This window comes from Streptomyces sp. NPDC004609 (assembly GCF_042873655.1).
In the GTDB taxonomy this organism is placed as follows: Bacteria; Actinomycetota; Actinomycetes; order Streptomycetales; family Streptomycetaceae; genus Streptomyces.
The window spans coordinates 1-25,301 of sequence record NZ_JBIALS010000049.1; the positions used below are offsets into that span (position 1 = coordinate 1).

Genomic DNA, 25,301 nt, shown 5'->3' on the forward strand with positions numbered 1-25,301 from the left:
AAACCACACTCCCGGCGGGGCGCGGCCCCCCGGGGGGGGGGGGCGGGGGGGGGGGCGGGGCCCCCCCCCGGCGCGGGCCCCGGCGCCCCGGGGGGCCCCGGCGACGGGCTGGTGCGGACCGGGGCCGCTCAGTGCTCCTTCGTCTCGTCAGGCCGGCTCGCGCCGGGCGTCCACTTGGGCGCCGCCATGCCGTTGCGGTCCCAGACCACCTTGCCGGCACGGACGGTGAGCTCGGTGGCCAGCTTCCGGCTGCCGTCCAGCCGGAAGCCGAAGCTGTCCACGTAACCGAACCTGCCCTTCTCCAGGGAGAACACCGCGAGATCGGCGGGGGCGCCCACCGAGAGGTTGCCCAGGTCGGGCCGCTGGATCAGCTGCGCCGCCTGCCAGGTCGAGGCGGAGACGACGTCCTTCAGCGGCATGCCGAGCGTGAGGAACTTCGACATCACGTTGGACATGTCCTTCATGCCCGCGTTCATGCTGGAGATGTGCAGGTCGGTGGAGATGGCGTCGGGAGTGAAGCCCTCCTTCATCGCCGGGACCGCGACGTCCCAGCCGAAGCTGCCGCCGCCGTGGCCGACTTCGAAGAGCACGCCGCGGTCGCGTCCCTGCTGCATCGCCGGGTTGAGCCTGCCGTCCTCGCCGAGTTCGCCACGCAGCCCGGAGTAGGCGTGCGCGTAGATGTCGCCGGGGCGCAGCTTCTCGGTGAGCAGGGTCTTCAGCGGGCGCTCGGGATGGTTGGCGCCGAAGTCGACCATGACCGGGACGTCGGCGTCCTCGCCCGCCTGTACGGAGTTCTCGACCGGCGTCCAGTCCTTCCCTTCGTAGTGCGCCGTCTTGATGCCGATGATCGTGTCCGGGTGCTCCCGGGCCTTCGCGGCGGCCGGGCCCGGCTTCATGTCATCGAGGTCCTGCTCCGCCTCGCCGCCTGCCATGCCCTTGCCGACGATGTTGACGAAGGCGAGCACGCGGGTCTGGGAGCGGTCGATGATGCTCTTCTTGAAGAGTTCGAAGTTGCTCGCCCCGGAAGATCCGGCGTCCACCACGGTGGTGACGCCGGAGCGGAAGGTGAAGCCGTCGGGTGCCACACCGTTCTTGCCGTTCGCGTACGCGTCCTCCGGCCCCGGGAAGAGGTGGGCGTGCATGTCGATCAGGCCCGGAGTGACGTACTCACCGGCCGCGTTGACGGTCTTGACCGCCGCCGAGGCGTCGATGCGCTTCGCCACCTTGGCGATCTTCCCGTCCTTGACGGCGATGTCGCGCACGCCGTTGAGGCCGTTCTTCGGGTCGACGACGTGACCGCGCCGGATGACGAGGTCGTACGCCTCCGCGGAGCCGGCCTTCGCCGCGGTCGATGCGCCGGCGGGGAGGGCGGCGCCGGTCGCGGCGCCGAGTACCAGGGTGAGGGCCGCGGGCAGGATGAGCCGGCGGACTTTGCTTCTCGGGGGCATCAGGACTCCCATCTCACCTGACGGCGATGCAGTCGATCTCGACGAGCGAGTCGCCGGGGATGCCGGCGGCAGCGGCGATGGTGGTGCGTACGCCGGGCTTGCGGCCCCAGCGGCCGCGGAAGACCTCGTTCATGCCGTCGTAGTCGTCCAGCGTGTTGAGGTAGACGTTGACCTTGAGGACCTTCTCCATCGAGGAGCCCACGGACTCCAGGTAGCGCTCGATCTCGTTCAGGACGTGGTCGGTGTGCTGGCGGATGTCACCTGCGAAGTGGGCGCCGATCCCGGAGATGTAGACCATGTCTCCGTACGTCACGATCGGGCTGAACAGCGGGTTCTCCGGCGGCTGCGAGCCGTCGGGGTAGTGGACTTCCTTCCTCGGCCGGTGCGGGCGGCCGCGCCCGCTGTCGGCGGCGGCGGAACCGGCGCCGGCCACCAGCGGTACGGTGGCGACGGCCGCTACTGCGGGAGCCTTGCGGATGAAGTCCCGTCGGTTCGAGGACACGATTCCTCCAGTGCTGGTTGTGTGAGGATTTGGTCAGTGCATGACAGGAAGGTGCCGCTGGTCAGGACTTCCGGACGGCGGACCAGGTCGCCTTCAGGTATTCGCCCATGTCGAGCTGGCCGCTCATCCGGTCGCCGTCGACAGTCCCGGTGAAGGTGTAGTTGAGGGAGTCCCCGTGCTCCTCGCCGTAGTGGCTGCGCACGGTCACCTCGGTGCCGCTGACGCTGCCGGACGCCTTGCGGGTGACGAACTCGCCGCCGTGGCTGCCGGTGAGCGCGGCGCCCTTCTGACTGAGTTCGAGCCTGTGCGCGGTCGAGGTGCTCGCCGCGTACGAGATCTTGACCGCCCAGGTGCCGCCGACGTCCACAGTGGGCGGCTTCGGCTTCTCCGGCGGCGGGGGCGGGTCGTTGAGGAGCTGGACGACCGCGTCGGCGATGGTCCTCGCGTCGCCCTGCTCCAGCATGTAGGGAGTGACGGAGACGCCGGTCTGCGCCGGGTCTTCGCCGCTCGCGGCGTTGATGGCGATACGCGGCTCGCCCTCGTAGAGCGTGTCCACGATCGTCCGTCCCGAGACACCGAGCTTCTCGCCGTTCCACAGGACGGTCAGCGTCGGCGTACGGTTGGAGAGGCCCTCCGGCTGCACGATCTTCGTGGTGACGCCGTCCACTGTGGAGACCCGGCGGGCGATGGACTTCAGCCACGAGGTCCACCTCGCGTACTCGGCCTGGTGGTCGCGCTGCGACCACATCTCGACCGCCGCGAGCATCGCCATCGCGTCCTCCTTGCCGACCTTGAACCCGCGGGCGAACCCGTGGTGCGGCGCGCTGTGTACCCAGGCGGCCCGTACGAGGTCCTCACGGCCGAGGAGTATCCCGGCCGACTGCGGGCCGCGCAGGGCCTTGCCACCGCTGTACGCCACCAGGTCGGCGCCGAGCTGGAGGTGCACGTTCGGGACGGTGAGGATCTCCGCGGCGGCGTCGACCAGCACGGGTACGCCGGCGGCGTGGGCGAGGTCGACGATCGTCCTCGTGTCGAGCTCGCTCTCCTCGACGCGGGGCATGGCGAAGATGTAGACGAGCGCGGTCTGCGACCCGAGCGCCGCCTTGAGCTCCTCACGTGTCTCCACCTCGACGACCTTCAGACCGACCAGGCTGATGGCCGCCTCGTACACGTTGCGCGAGTGTTTCGGGATGATCGCCTCGGTCTTGCCGAAGCCGGTCAGGTCGGGTATCTGGATGTGGAAATCGGGGTTGCCGCCCGCCACGCAGGCCGCGGCGGCGTGTCCCAGCGCGGCCGAGCAGCCGGAACTGACCATCCCGAACTCGGACTTCGTCAGTTCGCCCAGCCGTCTGCCGACGGCGTCGGCGAGTTCGTCCAGCTGTACGTAGGCGCGTGCCGCCCTGTCGATGGCGTCCCGCACCTCAGGCAGCATCAGCGAGCCGCTGAGGACGGTGTAGGTGCCGCGTCCGTTGATCAGCGGGCGGACGCCGATCTCCTTGTATCCGCTCGTCTTTCCTCTTCTGCCGTGCTTCTCTCTCTCGCCGCTGCCGGGGCCGCTGTTGCCCGCTGCCACGGCCTCGCCTGCCAGCAGCGGCCCCAGCGCGAGGGCGCCGCCTGCGGCAGCACCACGCCCGAGCATCGTGCGACGAGAAACTGCGTCAGTCCGCATCCCTGCTCCCATTCGCCTCGTGGATCGTTGTGCGCATCACGCTATGAAGGGTGAGGACGGGCGTTAAGCGCGTCCGCCGTATGTGACTATTCGGAACTCGGATGGCAGCCCGTCAGCCTCTCGGCGGTACCGTCACGCTGCCGGCTGCGGCCAACGGGGGAGGCACAACCCCCTTCAGGGCCTGCCCAGGGCCAGGCGGCGGGTCCCCGTCGGGACGTCGGACGCCTCGATCTCGCGCAGCAGCGTGCGCGCGGGCGGGGTCAGCGGGCTCGTCGTGCTCCAGTGCACGGCGACCCGGCGGCCGCAGGGGACGTCGAGATTGCGGGCCACCACGCCGTCCGTGTCGGCCGTGGCGACCGCGAGGAGATTGGTGACGCCGATGCCGAGCCCGCTGCGTACCAGCGAGATGAGGGTCTGCGGCTGGTTCGTCGCTTGCACCGCGTTCGGTTCGAGGCCGCGCTCGCGGAAGGCGCGGTAGGTCTCGAAGCCCATCGCTGTCGGTGAGCCGAGCCGGCCGATGGTGATGATCGGGTGCTCGGCCACCTTCGCCACCGGCAGCGGCTCGGGCAGCTCGGCGAGCGGGTGGTCGGGGCGGTGCACGACGATCAGCCCCTCCCACCACAGCGGAAGGTGCTCGACCGACGGGCCGGCCGGCGGCGACATCGGACGCAGGCAGAGGTCGACCTCACCTGCGGCCAGCGCCTCGTCGAGCTCCAGCGTGGAACGCTCGACCAGAACCACCTTGATGGCCGGGCGGGTTCGCGCCATCCGTTCCAGCAGCTGAGGCAGGAACGCCACACTGGCGCTCGGATAGCTGCCCAGAGTCACCAGCCCCCGGACCGCGCCCCGGTAGCCGGCCATGGCCGCTTCCGCGCCGGCGAGCTGCCGCAGGATGCTGCGTGCGTGGTCGGCGAACACCGTGCCCGCGTCGGTGAGCGTCACGGGCCGGCGGTCGCGGTCGAAGAGCGGCACACCCGCATCCCGTTCCAGGGCGGCGACGTGCATGCTCACCCGCGGCTGGGAGCGGTGGACGACCTCGGCCGCGGCGCTGAAGCTTCCTGTGTCCACGACGCTGAGGAACGATACGAGCCATTCGAGGCGCAAATCGGTACGGAGCATGCCTATCGTCTACCGGCGGGCTCAGCGGCGGACAATCCCGGCTCACGTTTCGGAAGGGGGCCGATCCGCATTCCGAATAGCCGGCCGGCCGCGCGAGCCCGCGCCCGACGGCTGCGCCTCACCTCCGGGACACACCTCCCTCGGGCGTCTCGATGCTCTTGACCCAGTACCAGCGGGCCAGCGCGTCGACTCCCGCCGGCGCCACGCTGCGCAGCTGCACCACGTGCCCGTCGGTGCCCGCGATACGGCCGTGCTTCTGCAGTTGCAGGATGTGGTAGCGCTCCGGGGTGAAGCCGAGCTCGACGTCGACGGAGAACCGGCCGCGGGCGTCCCGTACTTCGCCGACACCGGCCCCTGCCTTCCCCTGGGCCTGCACGGACAGCCAGATCTGGTACGCGGCCACGAGCAGGATCACCACCGCGATCTTGCGGAGCGTCGGGCTCTTCGCGGCCCTACGCGGAAGCGACGACTGGACCGGCATCGTCCTCATCTCCCGCCAGGAACTCGTTGACCTTGTTCGCGGTACGGCGGAACTCCGGCAGCTCCGCGGTCTCCTGCCAGGTTCGCGGCCGGGGTATTCGCACGTCGACGATCTCCCGCACCCGGCTGGGCCGGCGCGACAGGACCACGATCCGGTCGGAGAGGAACACCGCCTCGTCCACGTCGTGGGTGACGAAGAAGACCGTCGGCCGCCGCTCCTGGAAGATCTCCGTCAGGTTCTCCTGCAGCTTGCGGCGGGTCTGCGCGTCGATGCTGGCGAACGGTTCGTCCATGAGCATGACAGCGGGCTCGTTGGCGAGTACCCGGGCCACGCCGAGGCGCTGCTGCATGCCGCCGGACAGCTCGTGCGGGTACCGGTGGCCGAAGCCGTCGAGCCCGACGAGCTTCAGGAACTCCTGCCCCCTGGCGTTGCGCTCGGCGCGCGGCACGCCGCGCATGCGCAGCCCGAAGACCACGTTGCCCAGCACCGTCTTCCACGGGAACAGCGCATGGCTCTGGAAGACGACGCCCCGGTCGGGGCCGGGCCCGTCGACCGGGCGGCCGTCGACGACGACCGTGCCGCCGGTCTTCCGTACGAACCCCGCCACGATGTTGAGGACGGTGGTCTTGCCGCAGCCGCTGGGCCCCAGAACGGAGACGAACTCCCCCTGCTCCACCTCGAAGGAGACATCGTCGATGGCTGTGACCTCCTCACCGCTGTAGGAGTCGGTATACGCCTTGTGCAGGCTGTCGATCCGAAGTGCGGTCATCCGTCGTCCTCCATCGTGCGTACCATCCCCCAGCGTTCGACGGTCGCCCGCTCGAACGGGGCCAGAATCAGGGCGTCCAGCGCGTACCAGAGCACGCCGAGCACCGCCATGCCCAGAAACACCTGACTGATGTCGCCCGTCCGGCGGGCGTCGAACATCATGAAGCCGACGCCACTGGTGCCGACGATGATCTCGGCGGCCACCAGGGCCCGCCAGCCGTAGCCGAGCCCGGTGCGGATGCCGCCGGCGACGGAGGGCAGCGCCCCGGGCACGATCACCTCCAGGAACACCCGCCATCGCCCGGCGCCCAGGCTGCGCGCCGCCCGGACGAGTTCGCGCGGCACCTGCTCGACACCGGCGACGATACTGAGCATCAGCGGGAAGACGATCGTGTAGGTGAGGACGAACGTCACCGAGGTCAGACCGAAGCCGAACCACACGATGACGATCGGCAGCCAAGCGATGTCCGCGATGGCCTGGAAGAACAGCAGAATGGGCCAGCAGAAGCGGCGCAGCCGGGTGAACATCGCCACGGCGAAGCCCAGCGGCAGCCCGATGAGCAGGCCGACGCCGACGCCGTACGACAGCCGCGTGAGCGAGTCGGAGAGATAGCCGGGCAGGATGCCCTTCTCCAGCATCTCGCCGAGCTTGTCGACCACGGCGGGCGGACCGACGAAGAAGGACTCCGGGAACACCTCCAGCGCGGCGAGCAGCCACCAGAGGGCGACCACCGGCACGAAGGGGCCGAGCGTGCGGAAGGTACCGCTGCGGGTGCACCTGAGCCACACTCGCCGCGCCAGTCCGGGACGGGGCCCCGGGCCGGCGCCTCCGCCCCCGTGGGAGCCGCGCTTCTCTTCCGTTCGGAAGACTGTCGATGTCATGAGTCCCGCGCTCCCGTCGTTCCCCAGCGCTCGACGGTGCGCCGCTCCAGCGGCGCCAGCAGGAGCCGGTCCATCAGCAGCCACAGCACGCCGATGATCACCATGGAAGCGATGATCACGTCCGTATGGAAGTACTTCTGCGCCTGGAACAGGGCGTATCCGAGGCCCGCGCTGCCCGCGATGATCTCGGCGGCCACCAGGCCGCGCCAGCCGTACCCCAGGCCGACCCGCAGGCCGGTCACGATGCTGGGCAGGGCACCCGGGAGCAGGATCTCCCAGAACATCCGCAGCCTGCCGGTGCCCATGCTGCGCGCGGCGCGGAGCAGTTGCGTGGGGATCTGCCGGACGCCGAGCATCGCGTTGTACGTCAGCGCGAAGAACATCGAGTTCCACACGATGAAGATCACGGCGCGGTCGCCGTACCCGAACCAGAGCGTGGCGATCGGTATCCACGCGATCCCGGCGAGCGACACCGAGAACCGCAGGAGCGGCGAGAAGAACGCGGACAGGGCGGAACTGGCGCCCAGCGCGATGCCGAACGGCAGCCCGGTCACCAGCGCCAGCGCCATCCCGATCCCCATACGCCGCAGGCTGGCGCCCAGATGACGGAGCAGGTCCCCGCTGGACCACATGTCGCCCAGCGCCCCGGCCACATCGGTGACCTGCGGGAAGGTCCGCATCGGCACGTCCGAGACCGCCACCACGACCGCCCACACCGCCACCATCGCCGCGAGCGGCCCGCAGAACCACAGGGCGGAGGACACCCGCCCGGCGGCGGTGTCGCGCGCGCCGCGCCGGGGCGGGCGCCGCGGGACCGCCTTCATGGGTGGCGCCGTCACGAGGGGCACGCCTTCGTGGCGCTCTTGCGGTCGAAGGTGTAGTCCTTGCCGATCAGGGCGGAGTCCGGCACCGCCGGCAGGTCCTTGAAGAGCTTCTTGTTCTTGCCCATCACCTCGAGCATGGCGCCGGGCTGGAAGTACTTGTTGACGTCGAAGCCGGACTTCGCGTTACCGTGCTCGGCCAGCAGCCGGGCGAGGGTGTCGAGCGCGAGGTAGTTGCAGGCGGAGAAGCGCGGGTCGAGTTGCTTGACGTTGTGCTTCATCGACTGCCGGGCGACGTCCATCTTCGTACCCGGCAGCCAGCGGGTCGCCGACTGGGCGGCCTTCTCCGGGTTCTCGCGCATCCACTGGTCCGTCGTCGCCCGCGCGGTGAGGAAGCGCTCGACGACGTCGGGGTGCTTCGCGGCGTACGCGCGGGTGGTCACGATGTAGCCCACGAACGGGATGTGGCCGCCGCCGCGCAGCACCTCCTTGGCACCGTCCACCTGCTGGGTGATCTGGATCGGGAACGGGTCCCAGACGATGGCGACGTCGATACCGCCGGACTTGAGCGCCACCGCCATGTCCGGCGGCCCCGTGTTCACGACCTTGACGTCGCCCGCCTTGAGACCGGCCTGCTCCAGCAGCCCGAGCAGGTACAGGTGGTTGATGGAGCCTTCGGAGACGCCGATGCGCTTGCCGCGCAGGGTCTTCAGGTCGTCGCCGTCCACTCCGGACTCGGGGGCCGCCACTACGGCCATGGTCTCGTCGATGCTCTGCTGGCTGGCGGAGCCCGTGTAGTTGCCCACCAGGACGAGGTCGATGCCCTCCTGGGCCGCGGCGATGGCGGGCGTGCCGACCTGTACGAAGTCGACCTCGCCGGCCTGCAGCGCGTTGAGCGCGTCCACGCCTGTCGGGAACGGGTCGCTGAGCTTCACGTTCAGGTTCTGCTCGTCGAAGTAGCCCGCCTCAAGCCCGGCCGGCAGGCTGATCTGGTCGATCGCGGACACGTATCCGGCCTTGACCTTGGTGGGGGCCGGGCCGTCGCCGCCGGATATTTCGTCGTCGACGGTGGACCCGCCGGAACACCCGGCGAGCAGTAGAATGCCCAAGCAAGCCGCCACCGCGATGTGACGTTTCGCGCGCAACATGACTCATCTCCCGATAGGTTCGGACTGCCTGACGGGCGGTTGCCCGCCGGCGAGCGCCGCTTCCACGACGTCGCGGTGGGGGATCGGGGTGACCGCGCCGTGTCCTGTCGTGGTGAGCGCCGCCGCGACCGCCGCATGGCGGGCGGCCTCCTGCGCGGACGCGCCGTCCAGCAGCCGGGCCGCGAACACGCCGTCGAAGGTGTCGCCGGCCCCGGTGGCGTCCACCGCGTCCACCGGGTGCGGCGCGATGTGCGTCACCGCGCCCTCGTGGGCCAGCAGGGCTCCCTCTGCGCCCATCTTCAGCACCACGATCGACGGGCCGCGGCGCACGAAGGCGTCGAGCACGGCCTCGGGGCTGTCGGCACCGGTGAGCAAGCGGCCCTCCTCAAGGTTGGGCAGCGCGATGTCGCACAACTCGACGCTGCGCATGACCACGGCGCGGGCGCGTTCGGCCGGCCAAAGGGCGGGCCGCAGGTTCGGGTCGTAGCTGATCAGCGTCCCGCTCTCACGGGCCAGCTCCATGGTGTGGAAGGTCGCGTCGCAGGCGGTGGTGCTGATCGCCTGGGTGATGCCGGTGAGGTGGACCAGACGGGCCCGTCGGACGGAGTCGGCCGGGATGTCCGCGGGAGTGAGGCGGCTGGCGGGTGAGTGGGCGCGGTAGTACGTGAACCTGCTCTCCGACTCCGAGCGGGAGATGAAGTAGATGCCGGTCCGCCCGCCGGCCTCCCGGACCACGTGATCCGTACCGACTCCCTCCCGCTCCCACAGTCGCAGGAACGCAGCGCCGAAGTCGTCGTCGCCGATCCTGGTGACGTACCCGGTGCGGGCGCCGGAACGTTGCGAGGCGATCGCGAAGTTGGAGGTGTCGCCGCCGTATCCGACGCCGAAGGCGTCCGCCTCCTGGATCCGTGGCGACGTGGCGGTTGTGGTGTGGAACTCAAGGAGCGGCTCGCCGACCGCGAGGATCTCCACGGCTAGATCCGGTTGTACTTTTCGAGGCCGGCCGCCAGCGACCCCGATTCGAGTATCAGCGCGGTCTGTTCCCGCTCCCGCTTCTCGATCTGCTGGGCGGCTTCGAGCACCGCGTCGATGAACTCAGCCGGTACGCACACCACTCCGTCGGTGTCGGCGACGATGAGGTCGCCGGGGCGGACGGGCACGCCGCCCAGTTCCACGGCCTCGTTGAGTGACACCGTGCGATAGCGGCCCACGGTGGTCGCGGGCACGCTCCCGCGGGCGTAGACCGGGAACTCCGGGTAGTCGCGGCGGATCTCCTCGACATCGCGCACGCATCCGTCCAGGACCGCGCCGGCGATCCCGTTGGCGACGGCACCGGCGGACATCAGGCCGCCCCAGAGCGCGACGTCGGCGCCTCCGGCGGTGATGCAGACGACGCTGCCGGGATCCGACTCGTCGATGGCCCGCAGCGCGTGGCCGGGCGGAACCGGGTCGGGGGAGGGCACCTCAAGCACCGTGACCGCGGGGCCGACGAGCTTGCCGGCGAGCATCTGCCGGATGCTGCCGGACAGGTAGCCGCGTCGTCCCATCTGCTCCACCGCGTCGGCCACCGAGGCGGTGGCGATGCTGTGGAATGCCTTCACGGTCTCGGCGGGAATCTTCGGGGTCATGTCGTATGGGCTCCGTTCTGCTGGCAGCACATTCCAGAACGCATTTCTGGAACTACTCGGCCGACCCTGTGACGTCGGACAGGATTACCGTAGGAGCGGAATGCCGGAGCGGTGAGGTATCGGGCTCGAATGCGGGTATTCGAGAAGCGGATGCGGGCAAGTGCCGGCTAACCGGCGGTCGGCAGCGGCTCCGCCGCGGCGCCGCTCGCCGCCGGCCACGGCCACTTTGGCGGGTCGAGCCGGCTCAGGCAGTCCCGTACCGCCTCCACGGCGGGTGAGGGGCCCTCGTTCAGCCGCCACCAGGCGGCGACGACGCGCTGGCAGCCCGCGTCGACGAGCGGGACGAGCGAGACGCCGTCGGTGTCCGCGGTGGTCATGGCCAGGGCGTTGGTGATGCCGATGCCGAGGCCGTGCCGGACCAGGCAGATCAAGGTCTGCGGCTGGTTGGTGCGTTCGGAGACGACCGGGTGCAGGTCCATGTTCGCGAACGCGAGGTTGGTCTCGTACTGACGGCTGTGGCCGTCGTCGCTCTCCCCGATGCTGATCACCGGCAGCCGGGCGGCCTGCGCCAGCGTCACCCCGTCCGCCGCGGCGAGCGGATGATCCGCGCGGAGCACGGCGACCAGCGGCTCACGCCACAGCACCTGGCTGGTCACCCGGTGGGAGTTGACCAGCGGGTGCAGCGGGCGCACGGCCATGTCGATGCCCCCGTCCGCGAGCTGCGCGCCCAACTCCAGGCTGGGGCCCTCGTGCAGCACCAGACGGATCTGCGGATGGGACGACCGCAGTGCCCGGACCACCCGCGGGTACAGATACGCCGCGACGCTCGGGTAGCAGCCGAGCCGTACCGTGCCGCACACCGTTCCCTCGGCGGTCCCGGCCAGCATGTCCAGGCGTCGGATGATCTCTTCGGCGTGAGGGAGGAGTCCGCGGCCCTCGGGAGTGAGGATCGAGGGCTGCACCGAGCGGTCCACGAGCCGTCGGCCCACCAGCCGCTCCAGAGCGGCCACATGGCTGCTGACCCGTGGCTGGGAGCGGTAGAGGGACTTGGCGGCGGCGGAGAAGCTGCCGTGGTGGGCCACCGCCACGAAGCTCGTGATCCAGTCGATGCGGTAGTGGTGCACGCTGTTGAGGTCCATGGGCGTCCTCCGATCATCGAGATCGTCCAGACGATACCCTCGGCCGACCGGGAGGTATAGCGGTATGCAAGCGCTTCCACTGGCCCCTGACGTGCGCTACCTGATGAACTGGTCGGCGTAGTCGGCGCCGAGCCCGTTCTTCTCGTAGTGGGCGCGGCACATCTCGATCTTCGTGAAAGTGTCTTCGTAGCCGATCTGCTCGCTGTTCGCGTCCACGTACGCCATGGCACCGGTGATGTTGAAGAATGTGATCATCTCGGGGCAGTCCTGCGGCACCTCAAGGGTGTGGATCTCCCCGGGCGGCTCGTACACGAAGTGCCCTGCCTCCGCGACCCAGTCGTGCTCGTGGTACTGCCATGTGCCCTTGAGTACATAGCCGAAGACGACGCCTGGATGCCGGTGCCGGGAGACGATGCCGGCGGCGGTCACCTTCAGCAGGTTGCACCACTGCCCGGTCACCGTGTTGAACATCAGCGGCCGGAACCACACGTTCGGCGCCTGCGGCACCCAGACCCGGTCGTCTTCGGGCAGTGCGGCTATGGCGATCTCCGGCGGCACGGCGGCGGAGGCCGGGATTATGGCCATGATCATCGGTCCTTTCCTGCAATTCGCGGTGGAGCTTGGAGCTGCCTATCTGTTCACGTGGCCAGATATCCGCCGTCGACTGCCAGCACGGCGCCGGTGATGAAAGCCGCGTCGGGGCCCGCCAGAAAGGAGACTGCCCCGGCGATATCCGCGGGCGTGCCCCATCGGGCCATCGGTGTGCGGTCGAGGATGCGCTTGCTGGATTCGGCACTCTCGTGCAGATCGCTGGTCAGTCCGGTGCGGATCCACCCGGGTGCGACGGCGTTCACCCGGATTCCCTGATCCGCCCAGGCGACCGCAAGCGACTTGGTGAGCTGCATGACGCCGCCCTTGCTGGCGCTGTACGCGGGCACCCGCCCGCCGCCGAAGAAGCTCAGCATGGACGCGATGTTGACGATGCAGCCGCCGGAACCGGCCAGCGCCTGCCGCGCGGCGACGCAGGAGCGCATGGTGCCGGTGAGGTTGACCCCGACGACGTCGGCGAAGACCTCGGGCTCGAACTCCCGCCCGCGGGCGATGACGCCGACGGCGTTGATCAGCACGTGCAACTCGTCGAACCCGGTGAGGAAGTCGTGGAGTTCACCGTCCCGCCGGACGTCGAGAGGCACGGCGCGCACCTGCTCCGGCAGGGTGCCCGCGGCGCGTTCTGCGTCGAGCCCCGCGACGACGACGTCGTCACCGTCGGCCGCGAACCGCCCCGCGATCGCGGCACCGATCCCGCTGGTCCCGCCGGTCACCACCACGGTTCGTCCGCTGGGTTCCGCCACGCGGTCATCGTGCACAGCCGTCTCCTCCGGTGTTCGACTCGGATGCGATGAACCTGATTGAACACAGGCACGGAGCGCACGTCAGCTCTCATACGAGAGGGGAATGAGACCCATTCGGATAGCCTCGTGACGTGGCGCTCATCCCGCGTCCGGCAGGCGTACGGACTGAGCGTGGCGGAAGACGTCGCCCGGGTCGTAGCGCCGCTTCACCTGCTGCGGCCGGGCGTAGCCCTGGCCCGCGTACGGCGAGTCGGGAGCGCTGTGCTCCTTGTGGAACGCGCCGTAGTTGCGCAGGAGCGCGCGGAAGCGGCCCTCCGTGACGTCGCTCGGCGCGGGCCGTGCCCTCTGGCTGCGCCGGCGACGCCCGGACGCCTGCCGGGCACTGGACGCCGATGCCGCCGAAGACCGTCCCGAGCCGGTGGTGCCGTGAACCGCCCGCCGAGTCCGTCCGCCCACGACCATCCGCGAGGTACCGCATGACCGGTACGCCACCCAACATCGTCCTGATCACCGCCGACAACCAGCCGGCCACCCTGCTCGGCTGCTACGGCAACAGCGATGTGGAGAGCCCACACCATCGACCGCCTGGTACCGATCCCCGTTGGCCGCGATCCCAGCCGCGGACGCGTACACGGCGTCCCGGCCGCCTGCCGCCGTCGCCTCCCGGTCCGGCACAGTGCGGCGCATCAGATGATCCGGCGGGAAGGGGAACGCTGCGACCGGCAGGTTGAGGTCGTCTGCGGTGTCGATCAGGTAGTTCCGCGCCTCGGGCAGCGGCTCCACGGCCGTGAACCGGGTGTAGGCGCCGTGATACCCGGAGGCTGCCCGCTCGGATCGCCCGGGTTCGCCAGCCACTCGGTCCAGGCCGTGCCGGTTGGGGTGCCGTCAATCGACGACGTCTACCGGGGAGCCCACCAGGCAGGCGGGGACGACCGCGATGCGGCCAGGATCACGGCGCTCCCGGCCGGGACTGCCGGACTCCGGCCCCGGCGCCACCCCGTAACCGCTCTGCGCCTCGGGTCGGGAAGCGGCCCCCACCGCTGCCCGGGCCATCGCCTCCGGTGAGGCCGGCATCATCGTGGCGGACGGCCGTCTCCGCCGCACGACGCACGCCGACGGCCCTGGCCACGACCGTGGTGACCAGGGCCCGCAGGGTCCTCCTGTGCGTAGGCTTTCCAGACAGCGCGGGGACAGACGGCACCGCGACCCGCCCGGGCCGCGAGAGGCCAGAGCCCGCACACCGCCATCACGCCACAACTCGTGCCACGGGTAAGCCGACTTCCGGCTCACCCGCAGACGCCGCGCCACTTCCGACGGCTTGATCCTCTGCTCGAACAACTCGGCCGCCCGCATCCGCACTGCCTCTCGGCGCCGGCGTCCCGCAGGGGTCGGCCCGCCCCCGTCCGCATACCTCATACATCACGGGATACAGACAACACCCCCGGCCCATCAGGGACGTCGAGAAAGATGAGGAGGGGGGCTGGCAGAGGCCGAGGCCCCGGCGATGAGGAACACCGGTGTCCACCGCGGCGAGTGGGGACGGCACGCGTGAACCCTCTGCCCCAGGCCCCACCCAAGAGTGAGGCCTGGGGCCGCATGTCAGAACAGGTCGTCGTTGGTGGCGCCCTCCTGACTGGCACCGGCGGCACCGTCACCGGGTTGGCGGCGTCGGCTGCGCATGACCATCCAGCCGCCGAACCCGAGCAGCAGGGCTGCGGCGAGTACGGTGGCCGTGATCTGGGCACCGGTGTTGGGCAGGAACCCACCCGGCCGCTCGGATTCCGGCGCAGCCGGCCGCTCGGGTTCCGGCGTAGCCGGCGGGTCGGTCGGGTTCTCGGTGCACAGGGGGTTGCCCGTGACGCACTCGGCGGGCGGTTTCTGACCGGTGAGGGTGAGGAAGTTCCGGAGTTTGTGGTCACCCTGGTTGCCATGGGCTTTGACCTTGACCTGGTAGGTCACGGTCGCGGTCTGGTCGGGTGCGACCGTGCCGGTGATGAGCAGGGTGCTTCCGGCTGGTCCGGTCACGGTGAGCCCGTCACTGGCGGTGACGCTTCCAACCCATGCGGCGTCGTCGAGCACACCGGCGAGGGGGTCGGTGTAGTCGACCGGGGCCGGTCCGCGTCCGGTGTTGGTGAACGACAGGGTGTAGGTGAGGACCTGCCCGTCGTCGACGGGCGTGCCCGACTTGGGGTCGACCGACTTGGCCGGGGCGATGTCTCCGACGGGGTTGGTGGTGCAGTCGGGCAGTTTCCCCTTGCCCGGCTCGCACACCGGCTCGGTGGGCGGCTTCTGTGAGGGGGCGAGCAGGTAGTTCGCGAGCACGTTGTCGCCGCGCTTGCCGGTCGGGTTGACCTTGACGGTGTAGGACACCGTGACGGTCTGCTTGGGCTTGAGCTCACCAGTGATGCGGATCCGGTTGCCGTCCCTGGACACCGTGAGGGCGTCGTCGGAGGCGACCGGTTCGCTGGTCACGGTGGCGTCGTCGAGTACGTGGGTGAGGTCGTCGGCCTTGTCCACGGCGCCGGTGGCTGCGCCGGTGTTGGTGAACGTCAGCGAGTAGGTCAGTTCCCGGCCGGGGACCACGGGGGTTCCGGAGGCGGGGTTGACCGACTTGGTGTCGACGATCTCCGGGATTGGGTGCTCGGTGCAGGAGACGCGCTCGTCCTCACAGTCGGGGTCGGTCGTGCCGGTGGGAGCGAGGACGTTGCCCAGGCGGTTGTCCCCTCGTTGCCCGTCCGGCAGCACCGTCACGGTGTAGGTGACCGTGCGTGTGGCGCCGGGGGCCAATTCGTCCACGTTCCAGGTGATCGTGTCATCCGACGCCCGGGCCGCCCGGCCGTCGTCGTCGGTGAAGGAGCCGAACGTGGCGTCGTCGAGGACGTCGCTCAGGTTGTCGGTCAACGCGATGTCGTGGACCGGGTACTCCGAGTCGTTGGCCACGGTCAGGGTGTAGGTGATCGTGTCCCCGGCGTTCACGGTGGTGCCGGATGCCGGGTCCGAGGTCTTCGACAGGGTCCACTTGCCCTGACGCGGGTCGTTCTCGATCTTCCCCAGGTCGAACAGGTAGGTGCCGCGGTCGACGTCAGCGGGATCGACGTTCACCTTGATCGGGTCCTTGAGGGGCAGATGTCCGGACGGTGTCCTGGTCTCGGTGAGCGTGTACTCGCCCCACGGGATACCGGCCAGGCGGAACTGTCCGGCCGCCGGGTCCTGATCGGCGCCCGAACACGGCGCGTCGGCGCAGTCTGTGATCGTCAGGGGCCATCCGCCGGGCATCTCCTCGCCTTCCTTGAGCACCGGGGTGAGGGTCCACTCGGAGCCCGCGAGCAGGTCCCCGGTGCGGCTGTCGGTCTTCTGCCAGGCGACGTCCGGCAGGAGCCGCAGCCCGACGGCGGATGCCTCGGTCGGCAGGACCGGCCTTCCCGACGATGCTTCGACACCGGCGATGGCGGTGTTGTTCCACGCGATGCCGTCGAGGTCGGCGCTTGCGGTCGTGTTCGGGCCTGCGGCCTTGACGGCGAGAACGGTGTTCTCGGCGTCTCCAGGGGCGAAGACGCGGGTCCCGAAGTCGATGCGCAGGGCGGTGACCGCTTCGTAGTCGCCGCCGGGCGGCGTGGCCGCCCAGTCGTTCTCGCAGCCGGCGGGTGCGCTGGCCACGGCGCCGCCGCCGGTGCCGGCGAGGTCGCCGCGGCACGGGTTGGCGCTGGTGGAGTACCGCAGGGTCGCGCCCGCGGGCGCAGTGACCGGTCCGGTCAGGTACACCGGGAACGCCGAGCCCCGGGTGCCTTGGGCGCCGGGGAGGATCAGGGAGTCACCGGTCCGGGGCAGCATGTCGTAGGCGACCACGTTGCGGATGTCCACCGATCCCGAGTTCGCGACACGGATGGTGTACTCGGCCTCGCCGGACAGGTCGGTGTTTCCGACACCGGGGGCGCCGATCGCCTTGGCGTCGTAGGTGCCCTGCACCGTCTTGCTCGTGTTCACGCCGGAAACGGGGAGGACGTTGAAGTTCGCGGAGGCCAGGCACCCGATGGCGGCCGCGCGGTCCGTGGTCGGCCGCAGGGCGGCGTCGACCATTGTCCCGAGCCCGCACTGCAGGTAGGTGTCGTGCACGCCCGGCCCGCCTTCGGCACCGGTGAGCAGGTAGTTGTTCGTGTAGGCGCCCGCGGGGACACCCTGCTTGACGCGAACCTGGAACCGCACATAGGCGGTCCGGCCCAGGGTCGCGTTCGAGGTGATCTCGGCGTCCGGGAACGTCACCGTGACCCGTTGCCGCTGCTCACCCAGGTAGTCGACCGTCTCGACGGCGACGTCCGGTTCGCCGAGCGCGGCCGCGAACGTCGAGTCTCCCGCGACCTGGAGCGAGTCATCGACCATGGTGAGCGCGGCCGGGAGGTACTCGGTCACGGTCGGGGTGAAGGTCGACGCGTCGAGAACTGCTTGCTCCGCGTTCCATTGTGACCGGGTCATCGCGAGATCGACGGTGAGACGGTCGCCGGTCTGCACCGCGGGGGTCGCGGGGCGGGAGCCCTCGGGGATCGCGGGATCGTACATCGACTTGACCGGTCGCAGCGTGAACGGGTTGGTCATGACCTGCCGGTAGCCGCAGATACCGGCGGCGCTGTCCGCCGTCTGCGGTTCGAACGGAAGGTACTGGCGTCCGCCTTCGAAGGTGATCACGTTCTCGACCGGGCAGTTCTCCACCGTGACATACCAAGGGTGGACGTCGGAGCGGTCCACGTCGAGGTCCGGGTTGGTGTACACCGTGTCGACGTTGCTGAACGGCACGTCCTCGGAGACACGGCCGTGGATGAAGAAGCTGCCGCCACCGAACGCGGGAATCGCGGTGTCCACCTCGATCTTCGTGATCCACTCACCCGCGGGCACCGGGGTGGGCGTGGAGCCGTTGGTGCCGTCGCAGTAGCGCTTGGCGGTGTCGCTCATCGACGTGCCCGCGGCGATCGCGCACGATCCGGTGCTGCCGGCGTTCGTCGTCCAGTTCACCTGAAACGCGGGAAGATACCTGTCCGCGGAGAACTGCAGATCCACGAACGCGGGGGTGGCGCAGTCGATGTCGTTCTCACCGGTCGGCGAGGTCAGCCCGCACGGCATCATGTCGGTGAACGTCCACCGGCCCGCGGTCGGCTCTGCCGAGGTCGCGCTCAGGGAGTAGATGCTGTTGTTCTGGGTGTGCACGGTGCGGTAGAGCGGATTTCCGATCGCCCAGTCGTAGCCGGGCCTCTTCTCGACGCTCGCACCGGCGGAACCCTCGCGGAGGGCGTGCGAGGCGGAGCCGTCCGAAGAGAGCGTTTCGGAGGACTGGCCCCAGGCGTTCGCGGTGGCCACGACCGAGTTCGTGACCGCGCTCGGGTCCGGGTCGGCGCTGAACTCTCCGTCGGGGTAGACGAGGGTCGCCTTCAGCGGCGCGCCCGTCCAGTTCGTGCTGACGGAGTACGGCTTGCAGGTGTAGGGCGGGGTGTCGTTGATCGAGGAGCCGAGGCTCCAGGTGATGGTGTTCGTCGCCGAGTCGTACACGCCGCCGTGCGTGGCGCTCACGAACTGCGCCCCGGCGGGAAGAGTGTCGACCACGGTGAGGTTCTCAAGCGCCTGGGTTCCGAGCCCGGCACAGACATTCGCCATCGTGCGGGCATACTGGTCAGGAGTGCCCGTGGGGAACTGGGAGTCGTAGCCCACCAGGATCGAGTAGGTCACCTGCTGATTCACGTACGGGACGCTGGTCGGATCGGACTTGACCTTGGTGACCTTCAGCGAGATATCTGAGGTCACGGTCGTGGTCGCCGAATCCGTGACCGACGCCGTGCCGGTGGCTGCGAAGGTCACCTCCGGGGTGATCGTCGCCCCGTCGGGCGTGACCGAGTTCGGCGGGGTGAGCGTGAAGGACACCGTGTCAGAGGTACCGGTCGCCACGGTCGCCGGGAACGTCCACACGAGCGTCTGGTCCGGGGCGGTGCCGGTGATCGTGGCCGCCCCGGGCACGACAGCCCCGTTGATCTGGAGCGAGCTCTGGCTCGTCACCGCCAGCGGAACTCCATCGGGGAACGCGTCCGACGACGCCTGCGCCGTCGGCACCGGAACCGAGATCGTCGCGTTGTCGCACGTACCGCTGCCGCTACACGTCCACTGCACCCGGAACGACGCGCCCTGACCGGACCGCACCGTCTCCGGGACCGCCTCCACCGAGACGTTCAGCGTGCCGCCGGCTGCCTGTGCCGGCGTGTGGACAAAGAGAACCGGCGCAGCGATCAGCAACGCGAGCACCGATCTCGACATCATGCGCAGACAATCTCGCCCTCTTCGGCGGGACATCGTCCAGAAGCGCCGCCCGGAGGCGCGCGTGGCCCTACGCATCGAGGCCCCTCTCCCCTTGTTCGCCCCTGCCCCTGGACCAGAGCACGACCACAGAACGTGCCCCTCTCCTCGAAGTGGGACCCTGACCTGAGTGATCTGGCGAGCACTCGGGGTCAAGTTATGGATCGATCCACCCCACTGGTCGCCAATCGCACAGCGGAGCGCAGAAATGTCACCCGTACGGCGGACATTCGGGGGATTGTCCAATCAACGACCCTGTCTCACATCCGGTGGTGACGGAAAGTCGTGACGGCGACGGACAGAACAGCGATCACATAGCCGCAGGTCTGCGCCCCGCAGCGGTCGCGCTCCGGGATCGACCGATCGGCTTGGTATGTGGTCGTGAGAGTTCGGCGCGAGGGGGCCAGTGGTCCCGAGGCACTTTCGCCCGCTCGGACATCAAGGTCAGAGCATCAGCCGCAGTCTCTGCGAGGAAACGGTGCCCGAAGCTCATGATTCGTCACCATCGGATGTGAGACGGGGCCGTTGAATTGACACACTCGGTGTCGGCTTGCCCGCAGTGCAATGCGGCCGGTGCTCATCCCGTCAGGACGGGGTTGCGTCGCGCAGGCCGCGGAAGAAGGCTCGGAGGTCGCCGATGAGCAGGTCGGGCTCTTCCATCGCGGCGAAGTGGCCTCCTCGGTCGAACTCCGTCCGGGGGCGAATTGAGGCCCCCACTTGCACCACGGTGTGAACTCCCGCCCGGGTGGTGTCGCTCCGTCCTTCGGACGCGCGAGCAGGACAGATCCTGGCTGGCCGGATTGGTTGGGTACGGCAGAACTTCTTGAGGCGGGAGCTACCGGCGCCCGGGAAATCCGGGCAGTTCAAGAGGTGTAGGGATCAGGGGGCGGCCTTCACCGGCAACGCCCTCCAGGTACACGCGGAAGCGCTCGCCGTCGACGGGGCGCAGGAGCACCTTTGCTCCTGCGCCCCGTCCGCTGTCCAGCGCTTGCAGTGCCTCGTCGCCGTTGCCGGCGACGACCTGCGGGGCCGGCCGTCCTCGGTCTTCCACTCAAGCCATCCGTTGCAGCTGCGACCCACAAGAATTTCTCCCGCGGCGGAGGCGAATTGCACTCGACGTCCACCACCACTTCGAGCCACCCGGGCCAGGTGGTGGTCTCGCGTATCGCCCCTTCCGCGAGCAGCTTCTCCCGCAGTCTGTGCGAGGACGGTGCCCTCAACGGAAAGGAGGGCACGACGTCCGACCTGCCCGGTCTCCCCTCTGCCTACAGCGAGGAGACCGGTTTCGAGGACCTGATGGCCATGGCCGCCCGCGAAGAGGAACGGGCACCGCGGCTGAGGGACGCCCATGCCGAGCGGCCCGGCCGGGCGGCAGACCACATGGTCCACGTGGTTCGGCAGGCGGCCGACGTCGGTTCGCGGGGGAGGCGTTCGCCGTCGAGTCGATCCGCGAGGCCCGCGGGGCGTACGAGATCCGGCTCCACTGCCTCGCCGAACGCAGGCGGGACCTCGGCTGAACCGGTCGCGGGTACCCGAGGGCTTCCCCGCCGGCAGGTACGCAACCGGGCTCCGGGTGGATACCGTGTGCGCTGTCGCCCAGACACAGAAGTCTGCCCCGATGACGCCCCGCCCGAGTGGAAAGGCAGCTCGTGCACATCGCACCACTCAGCCCACACGATCCCACCGAGCTGGGCGGCTACGAGCTGCTCGGTCGTATCGGGCACGGCGGCATGGGGCAGGTGTACCTGGGGGAGTCCCCTGGCGGTGAGCCCGCCGCGGTCAAAGTGATCAAGCCTTCCGTCGTCGATTCCGAGACACGGCAGCGCTTCGCCCAGGAAGTGGAGATCCTCAAGACGATCTGGGGTGCCCGGATCGCGGCACTCCTGGACGCCGACCCGGAAGCCGACCGGCCATGGCTGGCCACCGAGTACATCGAGGGACTCGACCTGAGCCGGCATGTGGCGAGCCACGGACCGCTTCCCTCCCTGCTCACGGCCTCGCTCGGAGCGACTCTTGCCGAGGCGCTCGCGACGGTCCACAAGCAGGGACTGCTGCACCGCGACCTCAAGCCCGCCAATGTGCTCCTCGGCCCCAACGGTCCGAAGATCATCGACTTCGGCCTCGCGGTCTTCGCCGAGTCGAGCGTGTCCCTCACCGCGCCCAACACCGTGGTCGGCACCCCGTCCTGCATGCCGCCGGAGCAGGCGGGCGGGGAGAAGCCGCTGACGCCGGCCGTCGACGTGTACGCGCTCGGCGCCGTGCTGCTGTTCGCCGCCTCCGGCCACCTTCCCTACCAGGCGACCAACATCCATGTCCTGTTCCACCAGGTCATCGACCCGGCGACGGCTCCGGACCTGTCGGGGGCACCGGACGAGCTGGTGCCCCTGCTGACGGCGATGCTGGCGCACCGGGCCCAGGACCGGCCCGCCCTCGACGACGTCGTGCGGCAGTGCCGCGCGCTGATCGAGGCGCAGGGCTTCAAGGTCGCCCAGGCGCGGCGCCGTCTCACGAGTCACACGGCCGCGCCCGCGCGGATACCGGACAGTCTGCTGTCCGCGGCCGAGGCGCCGACCGCGCCTCTCCCTCCCACCGGTGTGCCGGCGGGGACGGCAACGGCACCGCCCACGACTGCCGAACCCGAACCCGGGACAACACGCAGGCTGCCTCCCACGGCGACCGACCCCGCCCCCGACCTCACCCCCGGACCTGGCGCAACCCGCGGCGTGCCTCCCACCGGCCCCGACCGGGTCCCCACGCTCGCCGACGGCCCCCTGCCGGAGTCCGGGACCCGCGGTACGGACGTCCTCCCGGAGCCGGCCCCCGGCACCGGCCGGGACCCGGCCGTCCCCCCGGCGCCCGTTCCCCCGGCCAAGGCCCGCACCCGGCGCCCCCGCCACTCCGCGCAGGCCCGGATCACCGCCCAGCGGCTGCGTGAGACGTACGCGGCCTCCGCGCCGTTCTGAAGGAGCGGACCCGTGATAATCGAGGACGTGCACCATCCGCCACGAAACGCCCCAGGAGGCCACGGGTGACCGTCGTCCAGACCAGTTCCGAGCAGAACGGCGACGTGTCGGACGAGCCGCGGCAGGGGCAGTTCCCGGCGGGCGCCCAGGTCCTGGTCCGCGACGAGGTGTGGCTGGTCAGGAGTTCGGTGCTGACCACGGACGACGGCGCCCGGGTGGAAGTGGTCGGAGTCTCCGACTTCGTCCGCGACCAGGAGGCCGTGTTCTTCACGGAGCTGGACACGATCGAACTGATCGACCCCCGCGACACCCGGCTGATCGCGGACGACTCCCCGAACCACCGCCGCTCGCGTCTGTTCCTGGAAGCCGTCCTGCGCCGTACCGCGCTGCCCCAGTCGGAGCGCCGCCTGGCCCTCGCGGACTCGTTCCTGCTGGATCCGCTGCCGTATCAGCGTCGGCCCGCCGAGCTGGCCCTCTCGGGCGCCAATCTGCGCCCCCGGCTCCTGATCGCGGATGTGGTGGGCCTGGGCAAGACCCTGGAGATCGGCCTCACCCTCGCCGAGCTGATCCGCCGTGGCCGGGGGGAGCGGATCCTCGTCGTCACGCCTCAGCACGTACTGGAGCAGTTCCAGCACGAGTTGTGGACGAGGTTCTCGATTCCGCTGGTACGGCTGGACTCGGTCGGCATCGAACGGATCCAGCGGGAGATCCCCGCGGGACGGAATCCGTTCACCTTCTTCAGACGCGTGATCGTCTCCATCGACACCCTCAAGAACACCGACCAGTACAAGCATCATCTGGAGCAGATCCGCTGGGACGCGGTCGTCATCGACGAGTCGCACAACCTGATCAACCGCGGCTCGCTCCGCAATCAGCTCGCCCGGACCCTCGCCCCCCGCACCGACGCCCTGATCCTCGCCTCCGCGACCCCGCACAACGGCGACGCGAAGTCGTTCGCCGAGCTGATCGATCTGCTGGACCCGGCCGCGATCCGCGACCCGGAGAACTACCGGGCCGAGGACATCGAACACCTCTTCATCCGGCGTACGAAGATCAGCACCGAGGTCCGCGAGCAGATGAAGGGGCAGTGGGCGGACCGGGGCCCGTCCCAGGCGGTGCACTGCCCGGCCACCCCCACCGAGGAGAAGATCTTCGAGGAACTCGCCGCGGTCTGGCTGCCGCACGACGGCGGCGCCTCCGTCAGCTCGGTCCCCCTCTTCCCGTACACGCTCCTGAAGTCGTTCCTCTCCTCCCACGCGGCCTTCAAGGCCACCGTCGCCGCTCGCACCAAGACCCTGGAGAGGAAGGACGACCCCCGGGGCACGGCGGCGGAACTCTCCGCCCTGGCCCGTCTGACGGAGCTGGCCGCGGACATGACCGAGGCGGATTCGGCGAAGTTCGGCGCACTCGTGGAGCAGCTGAAGGGCATCGGCGTCGGCCCCTCCTCGGACACCCGGGTCGTCGTCTTCTCCGAGCGCGTCCAGACCCTGGAATGGCTCGCCGGTGTCCTGCCCACCGCCCTCGGTTTCCGGGGCCGTACCGCACGGGACTGCGTCCGCGTCATGCACGGCGGACTCTCCGACGAACAGCAGATGGCCGTCGTGGAGGAGTTCGGGCTCGCCGGCACCCCGGTACGGGTCCTGCTGACCGGCGATGTGGCCTCCGAAGGCGTCAACCTGCACCGCCAGTGCCACCAGCTCGTCCACTACGACGTTCCCTGGTCGCTGATCCGCATCGAGCAGCGCAACGGCCGTATCGACCGCTACGGGCAGGCCCATCAGCCGCAGTTCCGCGCGTTGATCCTGACCAGCTCGGCCGAGGGCGCCAAGGACGACACCCTGGTCGCCGAACGCCTCCTGGACCGCGAGGACCAGGCACACCGCTCGCTCGGCACCGCCGAGGCCGTCACCGGTCTCTACCGCGCGGAGGCCGAGGAGAAGTCCCTCGTCCAGGACCTGTTGCGCGGCGCGACCGTGGACGAGTCCCTGGACGCCCGCCGGTCGGAAGCGGACGCGGGCGCGATGGACGACTTCCTCGCGGACTTCTTCGGCTCGGTCGGCGAACAGCCGGCCGCGGACGCGGAAACCTCGGATGGTGCCCCGGAGGCGAGCCCGTCGGACGCGTCCGCGGCTCAGGCGCCCGCGAGCGGTACGAGCCGGGGGAGCGGCACGGGCCCGGACGGCGCCGTACTGCCCCGCCTCTTCGACTCGACCGCCCACTTCCTGGACGAGGCCCTGCGCGAGGTGTTCCCGGACGCCGGCGACCGGCTGGACCTGGACCGCGACGACCAGTCGGGTCTGTTGTCGTTCCGTCCCCCCGCCGACCTGCTCCACCGGCTCAAGGCACTTCCCGTGGACTACCTGCGGGAACAGGGCTTGCGTGAACGCCTGCTCGTCACCTTCAACCGGCGGCTCGCCCAGCATTCGCTCCAGCGCGCCCGCGAGGCGGACTCCACATCGAGCTGGCCGGAGATCTCGCTCCTGACCGACCTGCACCCGGTCGTCGAATGGCTGACGGACAAGGTGCTGGTCCGCCTCGGCCGCCAGGAAGCCCCGATGATCACCGCGAATGTCGCGGAGCCCACGTTCCTCGTCCAGGGCGTGTACTCGAACAGCCTTGGCAGGCCCACCGTCGTGAAGTGGATGGGGGTGACCCGGAGCGGGGCCGTGGACGCGGACATGGTCACCCTGCTGCGCCGCTCAGGGGTCGGCCCCTCCATGGCGAACAAGCTCCGCTACCGCGACCCAGCCCCGCTGAGGGCAGCCGTTCCCGAAGTGCTGACCGCCGCCGAGTCCTTCATGGAGAAGCACCGCGACGCCTGGGACCTGCCGCTGCGCGAGTCGATCGCCCGGTACAAGCTGCGGCTCGGCGAGTGGGAGCAGCCCACCCTCTCCGGCGAGCACACCAAGAAGCGGCTGGCCGACCTCGCCGACGACCTGCTGACCACCGGGCAGCGCCCGATGCTGCGGGTCCTCGCGGTCCTGCTCCCCGACCCCGACGCCCCACCCGCCGCGCCCGCGCCCCTGCCCGCCGCGCCCGCCGCCCTGTGAG

The 25,301-nt window shown here is 69.9% G+C and carries 21 protein-coding genes; 2 read left to right on the plus strand and 19 right to left on the minus strand.

From position 1 onward, the window contains the following. Window positions 1–128 precede the first annotated feature (128 nt). The 19 genes from ACFYT4_RS32565 to ACFYT4_RS32655 all read right to left on the minus strand — a co-directional run bounded on the left by ACFYT4_RS32565 (window position 129) and on the right by ACFYT4_RS32655 (window position 20,338). Window positions 129–1,448, minus strand: a complete 1,320-nt coding sequence (locus ACFYT4_RS32565) for an amidohydrolase/deacetylase family metallohydrolase (RefSeq protein WP_389277301.1) — start codon at window positions 1,446–1,448, stop codon at window positions 129–131. Window positions 1,449–1,461: 13 nt separating this feature from the next. Beyond that, complete coding sequence (locus tag ACFYT4_RS32570; RefSeq protein WP_389277304.1) at window positions 1,462–1,950, minus strand: RidA family protein; 489 nt, start codon at window positions 1,948–1,950, stop codon at window positions 1,462–1,464. 61 nt (window positions 1,951–2,011) lie between these two features. Then, on the minus strand, window positions 2,012–3,589 hold the full coding sequence (locus ACFYT4_RS32575) for an aminotransferase class V-fold PLP-dependent enzyme (RefSeq protein WP_389277307.1): 1,578 nt from the start codon (window positions 3,587–3,589) through the stop codon (window positions 2,012–2,014). Between the two features lie 204 nt (window positions 3,590–3,793). Beyond that, window positions 3,794–4,738 (minus strand): LysR family transcriptional regulator, encoded by a 945-nt coding sequence (locus tag ACFYT4_RS32580; RefSeq protein WP_389277310.1) that lies wholly within the window; start codon window positions 4,736–4,738, stop codon window positions 3,794–3,796. A 118-nt stretch (window positions 4,739–4,856) separates the two neighbouring features. Continuing rightward, window positions 4,857–5,219 carry a hypothetical protein gene (locus tag ACFYT4_RS32585; protein WP_389277313.1) on the minus strand — a complete coding sequence of 121 codons (363 nt, stop codon included), beginning with the start codon at window positions 5,217–5,219 and terminating at the stop codon, window positions 4,857–4,859. Continuing rightward, window positions 5,191–5,988 (minus strand): ABC transporter ATP-binding protein, encoded by a 798-nt coding sequence (locus tag ACFYT4_RS32590; RefSeq protein WP_389277315.1) that lies wholly within the window; start codon window positions 5,986–5,988, stop codon window positions 5,191–5,193. Before ACFYT4_RS32590 ends, ACFYT4_RS32585 begins: the two co-directional genes overlap by 29 nt. Next, entirely contained in the window at window positions 5,985–6,776 is a 792-nt protein-coding gene (locus ACFYT4_RS32595) for an ABC transporter permease (protein WP_389277318.1), read from the minus strand. The genes ACFYT4_RS32590 and ACFYT4_RS32595 overlap by 4 nt, the downstream gene beginning before the upstream one ends. 89 nt (window positions 6,777–6,865) lie before the next feature. After that, window positions 6,866–7,708 (minus strand): ABC transporter permease, encoded by an 843-nt coding sequence (locus ACFYT4_RS32600; protein WP_389277321.1) that lies wholly within the window; start codon window positions 7,706–7,708, stop codon window positions 6,866–6,868. Continuing rightward, window positions 7,705–8,799 carry an ABC transporter substrate-binding protein gene (locus tag ACFYT4_RS32605; RefSeq protein WP_389277324.1) on the minus strand — a complete coding sequence of 365 codons (1,095 nt, stop codon included), beginning with the start codon at window positions 8,797–8,799 and terminating at the stop codon, window positions 7,705–7,707. Before ACFYT4_RS32605 ends, ACFYT4_RS32600 begins: the two co-directional genes overlap by 4 nt. Before the next feature lie 42 nt (window positions 8,800–8,841). Beyond that, window positions 8,842–9,810: a sugar kinase gene (locus ACFYT4_RS32610; RefSeq protein ID WP_389277327.1), complete on the minus strand. Its 969-nt coding sequence runs from the start codon at window positions 9,808–9,810 to the stop codon at window positions 8,842–8,844. A 2-nt stretch (window positions 9,811–9,812) separates the two neighbouring features. Beyond that, the gene (locus ACFYT4_RS32615) at window positions 9,813–10,466 is read right to left on the minus strand and encodes an RraA family protein (protein WP_389277330.1); all 654 of its coding nucleotides are present in this window, start codon (window positions 10,464–10,466) and stop codon (window positions 9,813–9,815) included. Window positions 10,467–10,633: 167 nt separating this feature from the next. Next, the gene (locus tag ACFYT4_RS32620) at window positions 10,634–11,605 is read right to left on the minus strand and encodes a LysR family transcriptional regulator (RefSeq protein WP_389277333.1); all 972 of its coding nucleotides are present in this window, start codon (window positions 11,603–11,605) and stop codon (window positions 10,634–10,636) included. Window positions 11,606–11,701: 96 nt separating this feature from the next. Then, a complete protein-coding gene (locus tag ACFYT4_RS32625; RefSeq protein WP_389277336.1) occupies window positions 11,702–12,190 on the minus strand; it encodes a 2,4'-dihydroxyacetophenone dioxygenase family protein in 489 nt (162 codons plus the stop codon). 53 nt (window positions 12,191–12,243) lie between these two features. Next, a complete protein-coding gene (locus tag ACFYT4_RS32630; protein ID WP_389277338.1) occupies window positions 12,244–12,972 on the minus strand; it encodes an SDR family NAD(P)-dependent oxidoreductase in 729 nt (242 codons plus the stop codon). A gap of 123 nt (window positions 12,973–13,095) precedes the next feature. After that, complete coding sequence (locus ACFYT4_RS32635; protein WP_389277341.1) at window positions 13,096–13,413, minus strand: BBE domain-containing protein; 318 nt, start codon at window positions 13,411–13,413, stop codon at window positions 13,096–13,098. 429 nt (window positions 13,414–13,842) lie between these two features. Beyond that, entirely contained in the window at window positions 13,843–14,373 is a 531-nt protein-coding gene (locus ACFYT4_RS32640; RefSeq protein WP_389277343.1) for a helix-turn-helix domain-containing protein, read from the minus strand. Window positions 14,374–14,556: 183 nt separating this feature from the next. Continuing rightward, window positions 14,557–19,251 carry a SpaA isopeptide-forming pilin-related protein gene (locus ACFYT4_RS32645; RefSeq protein ID WP_389277346.1) on the minus strand — a complete coding sequence of 1,565 codons (4,695 nt, stop codon included), beginning with the start codon at window positions 19,249–19,251 and terminating at the stop codon, window positions 14,557–14,559. Between the two features lie 621 nt (window positions 19,252–19,872). Beyond that, the gene (locus ACFYT4_RS32650) at window positions 19,873–20,004 is read right to left on the minus strand and encodes a hypothetical protein (protein WP_389277392.1); all 132 of its coding nucleotides are present in this window, start codon (window positions 20,002–20,004) and stop codon (window positions 19,873–19,875) included. Between the two features lie 118 nt (window positions 20,005–20,122). Further along, the gene (locus tag ACFYT4_RS32655) at window positions 20,123–20,338 is read right to left on the minus strand and encodes a hypothetical protein (protein ID WP_389277349.1); all 216 of its coding nucleotides are present in this window, start codon (window positions 20,336–20,338) and stop codon (window positions 20,123–20,125) included. A gap of 598 nt (window positions 20,339–20,936) precedes the next feature. Here ACFYT4_RS32655 and ACFYT4_RS32660 point away from each other — a divergent pair. Together ACFYT4_RS32660 and ACFYT4_RS32665 are read left to right on the plus strand one after the other, a co-directional pair. Then, window positions 20,937–22,250, plus strand: a complete 1,314-nt coding sequence (locus ACFYT4_RS32660) for a protein kinase (RefSeq protein WP_389277352.1) — start codon at window positions 20,937–20,939, stop codon at window positions 22,248–22,250. Window positions 22,251–22,315: 65 nt separating this feature from the next. After that, window positions 22,316–25,300, plus strand: coding sequence for a DEAD/DEAH box helicase (locus tag ACFYT4_RS32665; protein WP_389277355.1), 2,985 nt, complete (start codon window positions 22,316–22,318; stop codon window positions 25,298–25,300). The last annotated feature ends 1 nt before the right edge of the window (window position 25,301 follow it).

Bases quoted from the DNA above. Each gene is read 5' to 3' on its own strand.
- ACFYT4_RS32575 (WP_389277307.1), bottom strand. From the start codon at position 3,589: ATGCTCGGGCGTGGTGCTGCCGCAGGCGGCGCCCTCGCGCTGGGGCCG.
- ACFYT4_RS32645 (WP_389277346.1), bottom strand. From the start codon at position 19,251: ATGATGTCGAGATCGGTGCTCGCGTTGCTGATCGCTGCGCCGGTTCTC.
- ACFYT4_RS32590 (WP_389277315.1), bottom strand. From the start codon at position 5,988: ATGACCGCACTTCGGATCGACAGCCTGCACAAGGCGTATACCGACTCC.
- ACFYT4_RS32585 (WP_389277313.1), bottom strand. From the start codon at position 5,219: ATGCCGGTCCAGTCGTCGCTTCCGCGTAGGGCCGCGAAGAGCCCGACG.
- ACFYT4_RS32615 (WP_389277330.1), bottom strand. From the start codon at position 10,466: ATGACCCCGAAGATTCCCGCCGAGACCGTGAAGGCATTCCACAGCATC.
- ACFYT4_RS32625 (WP_389277336.1), bottom strand. From the start codon at position 12,190: ATGGCCATAATCCCGGCCTCCGCCGCCGTGCCGCCGGAGATCGCCATA.
- ACFYT4_RS32565 (WP_389277301.1), bottom strand. From the start codon at position 1,448: ATGCCCCCGAGAAGCAAAGTCCGCCGGCTCATCCTGCCCGCGGCCCTC.
- ACFYT4_RS32640 (WP_389277343.1), bottom strand. From the start codon at position 14,373: ATGAGGTATGCGGACGGGGGCGGGCCGACCCCTGCGGGACGCCGGCGC.
- ACFYT4_RS32580 (WP_389277310.1), bottom strand. From the start codon at position 4,738: ATGCTCCGTACCGATTTGCGCCTCGAATGGCTCGTATCGTTCCTCAGC.
- ACFYT4_RS32620 (WP_389277333.1), bottom strand. From the start codon at position 11,605: ATGGACCTCAACAGCGTGCACCACTACCGCATCGACTGGATCACGAGC.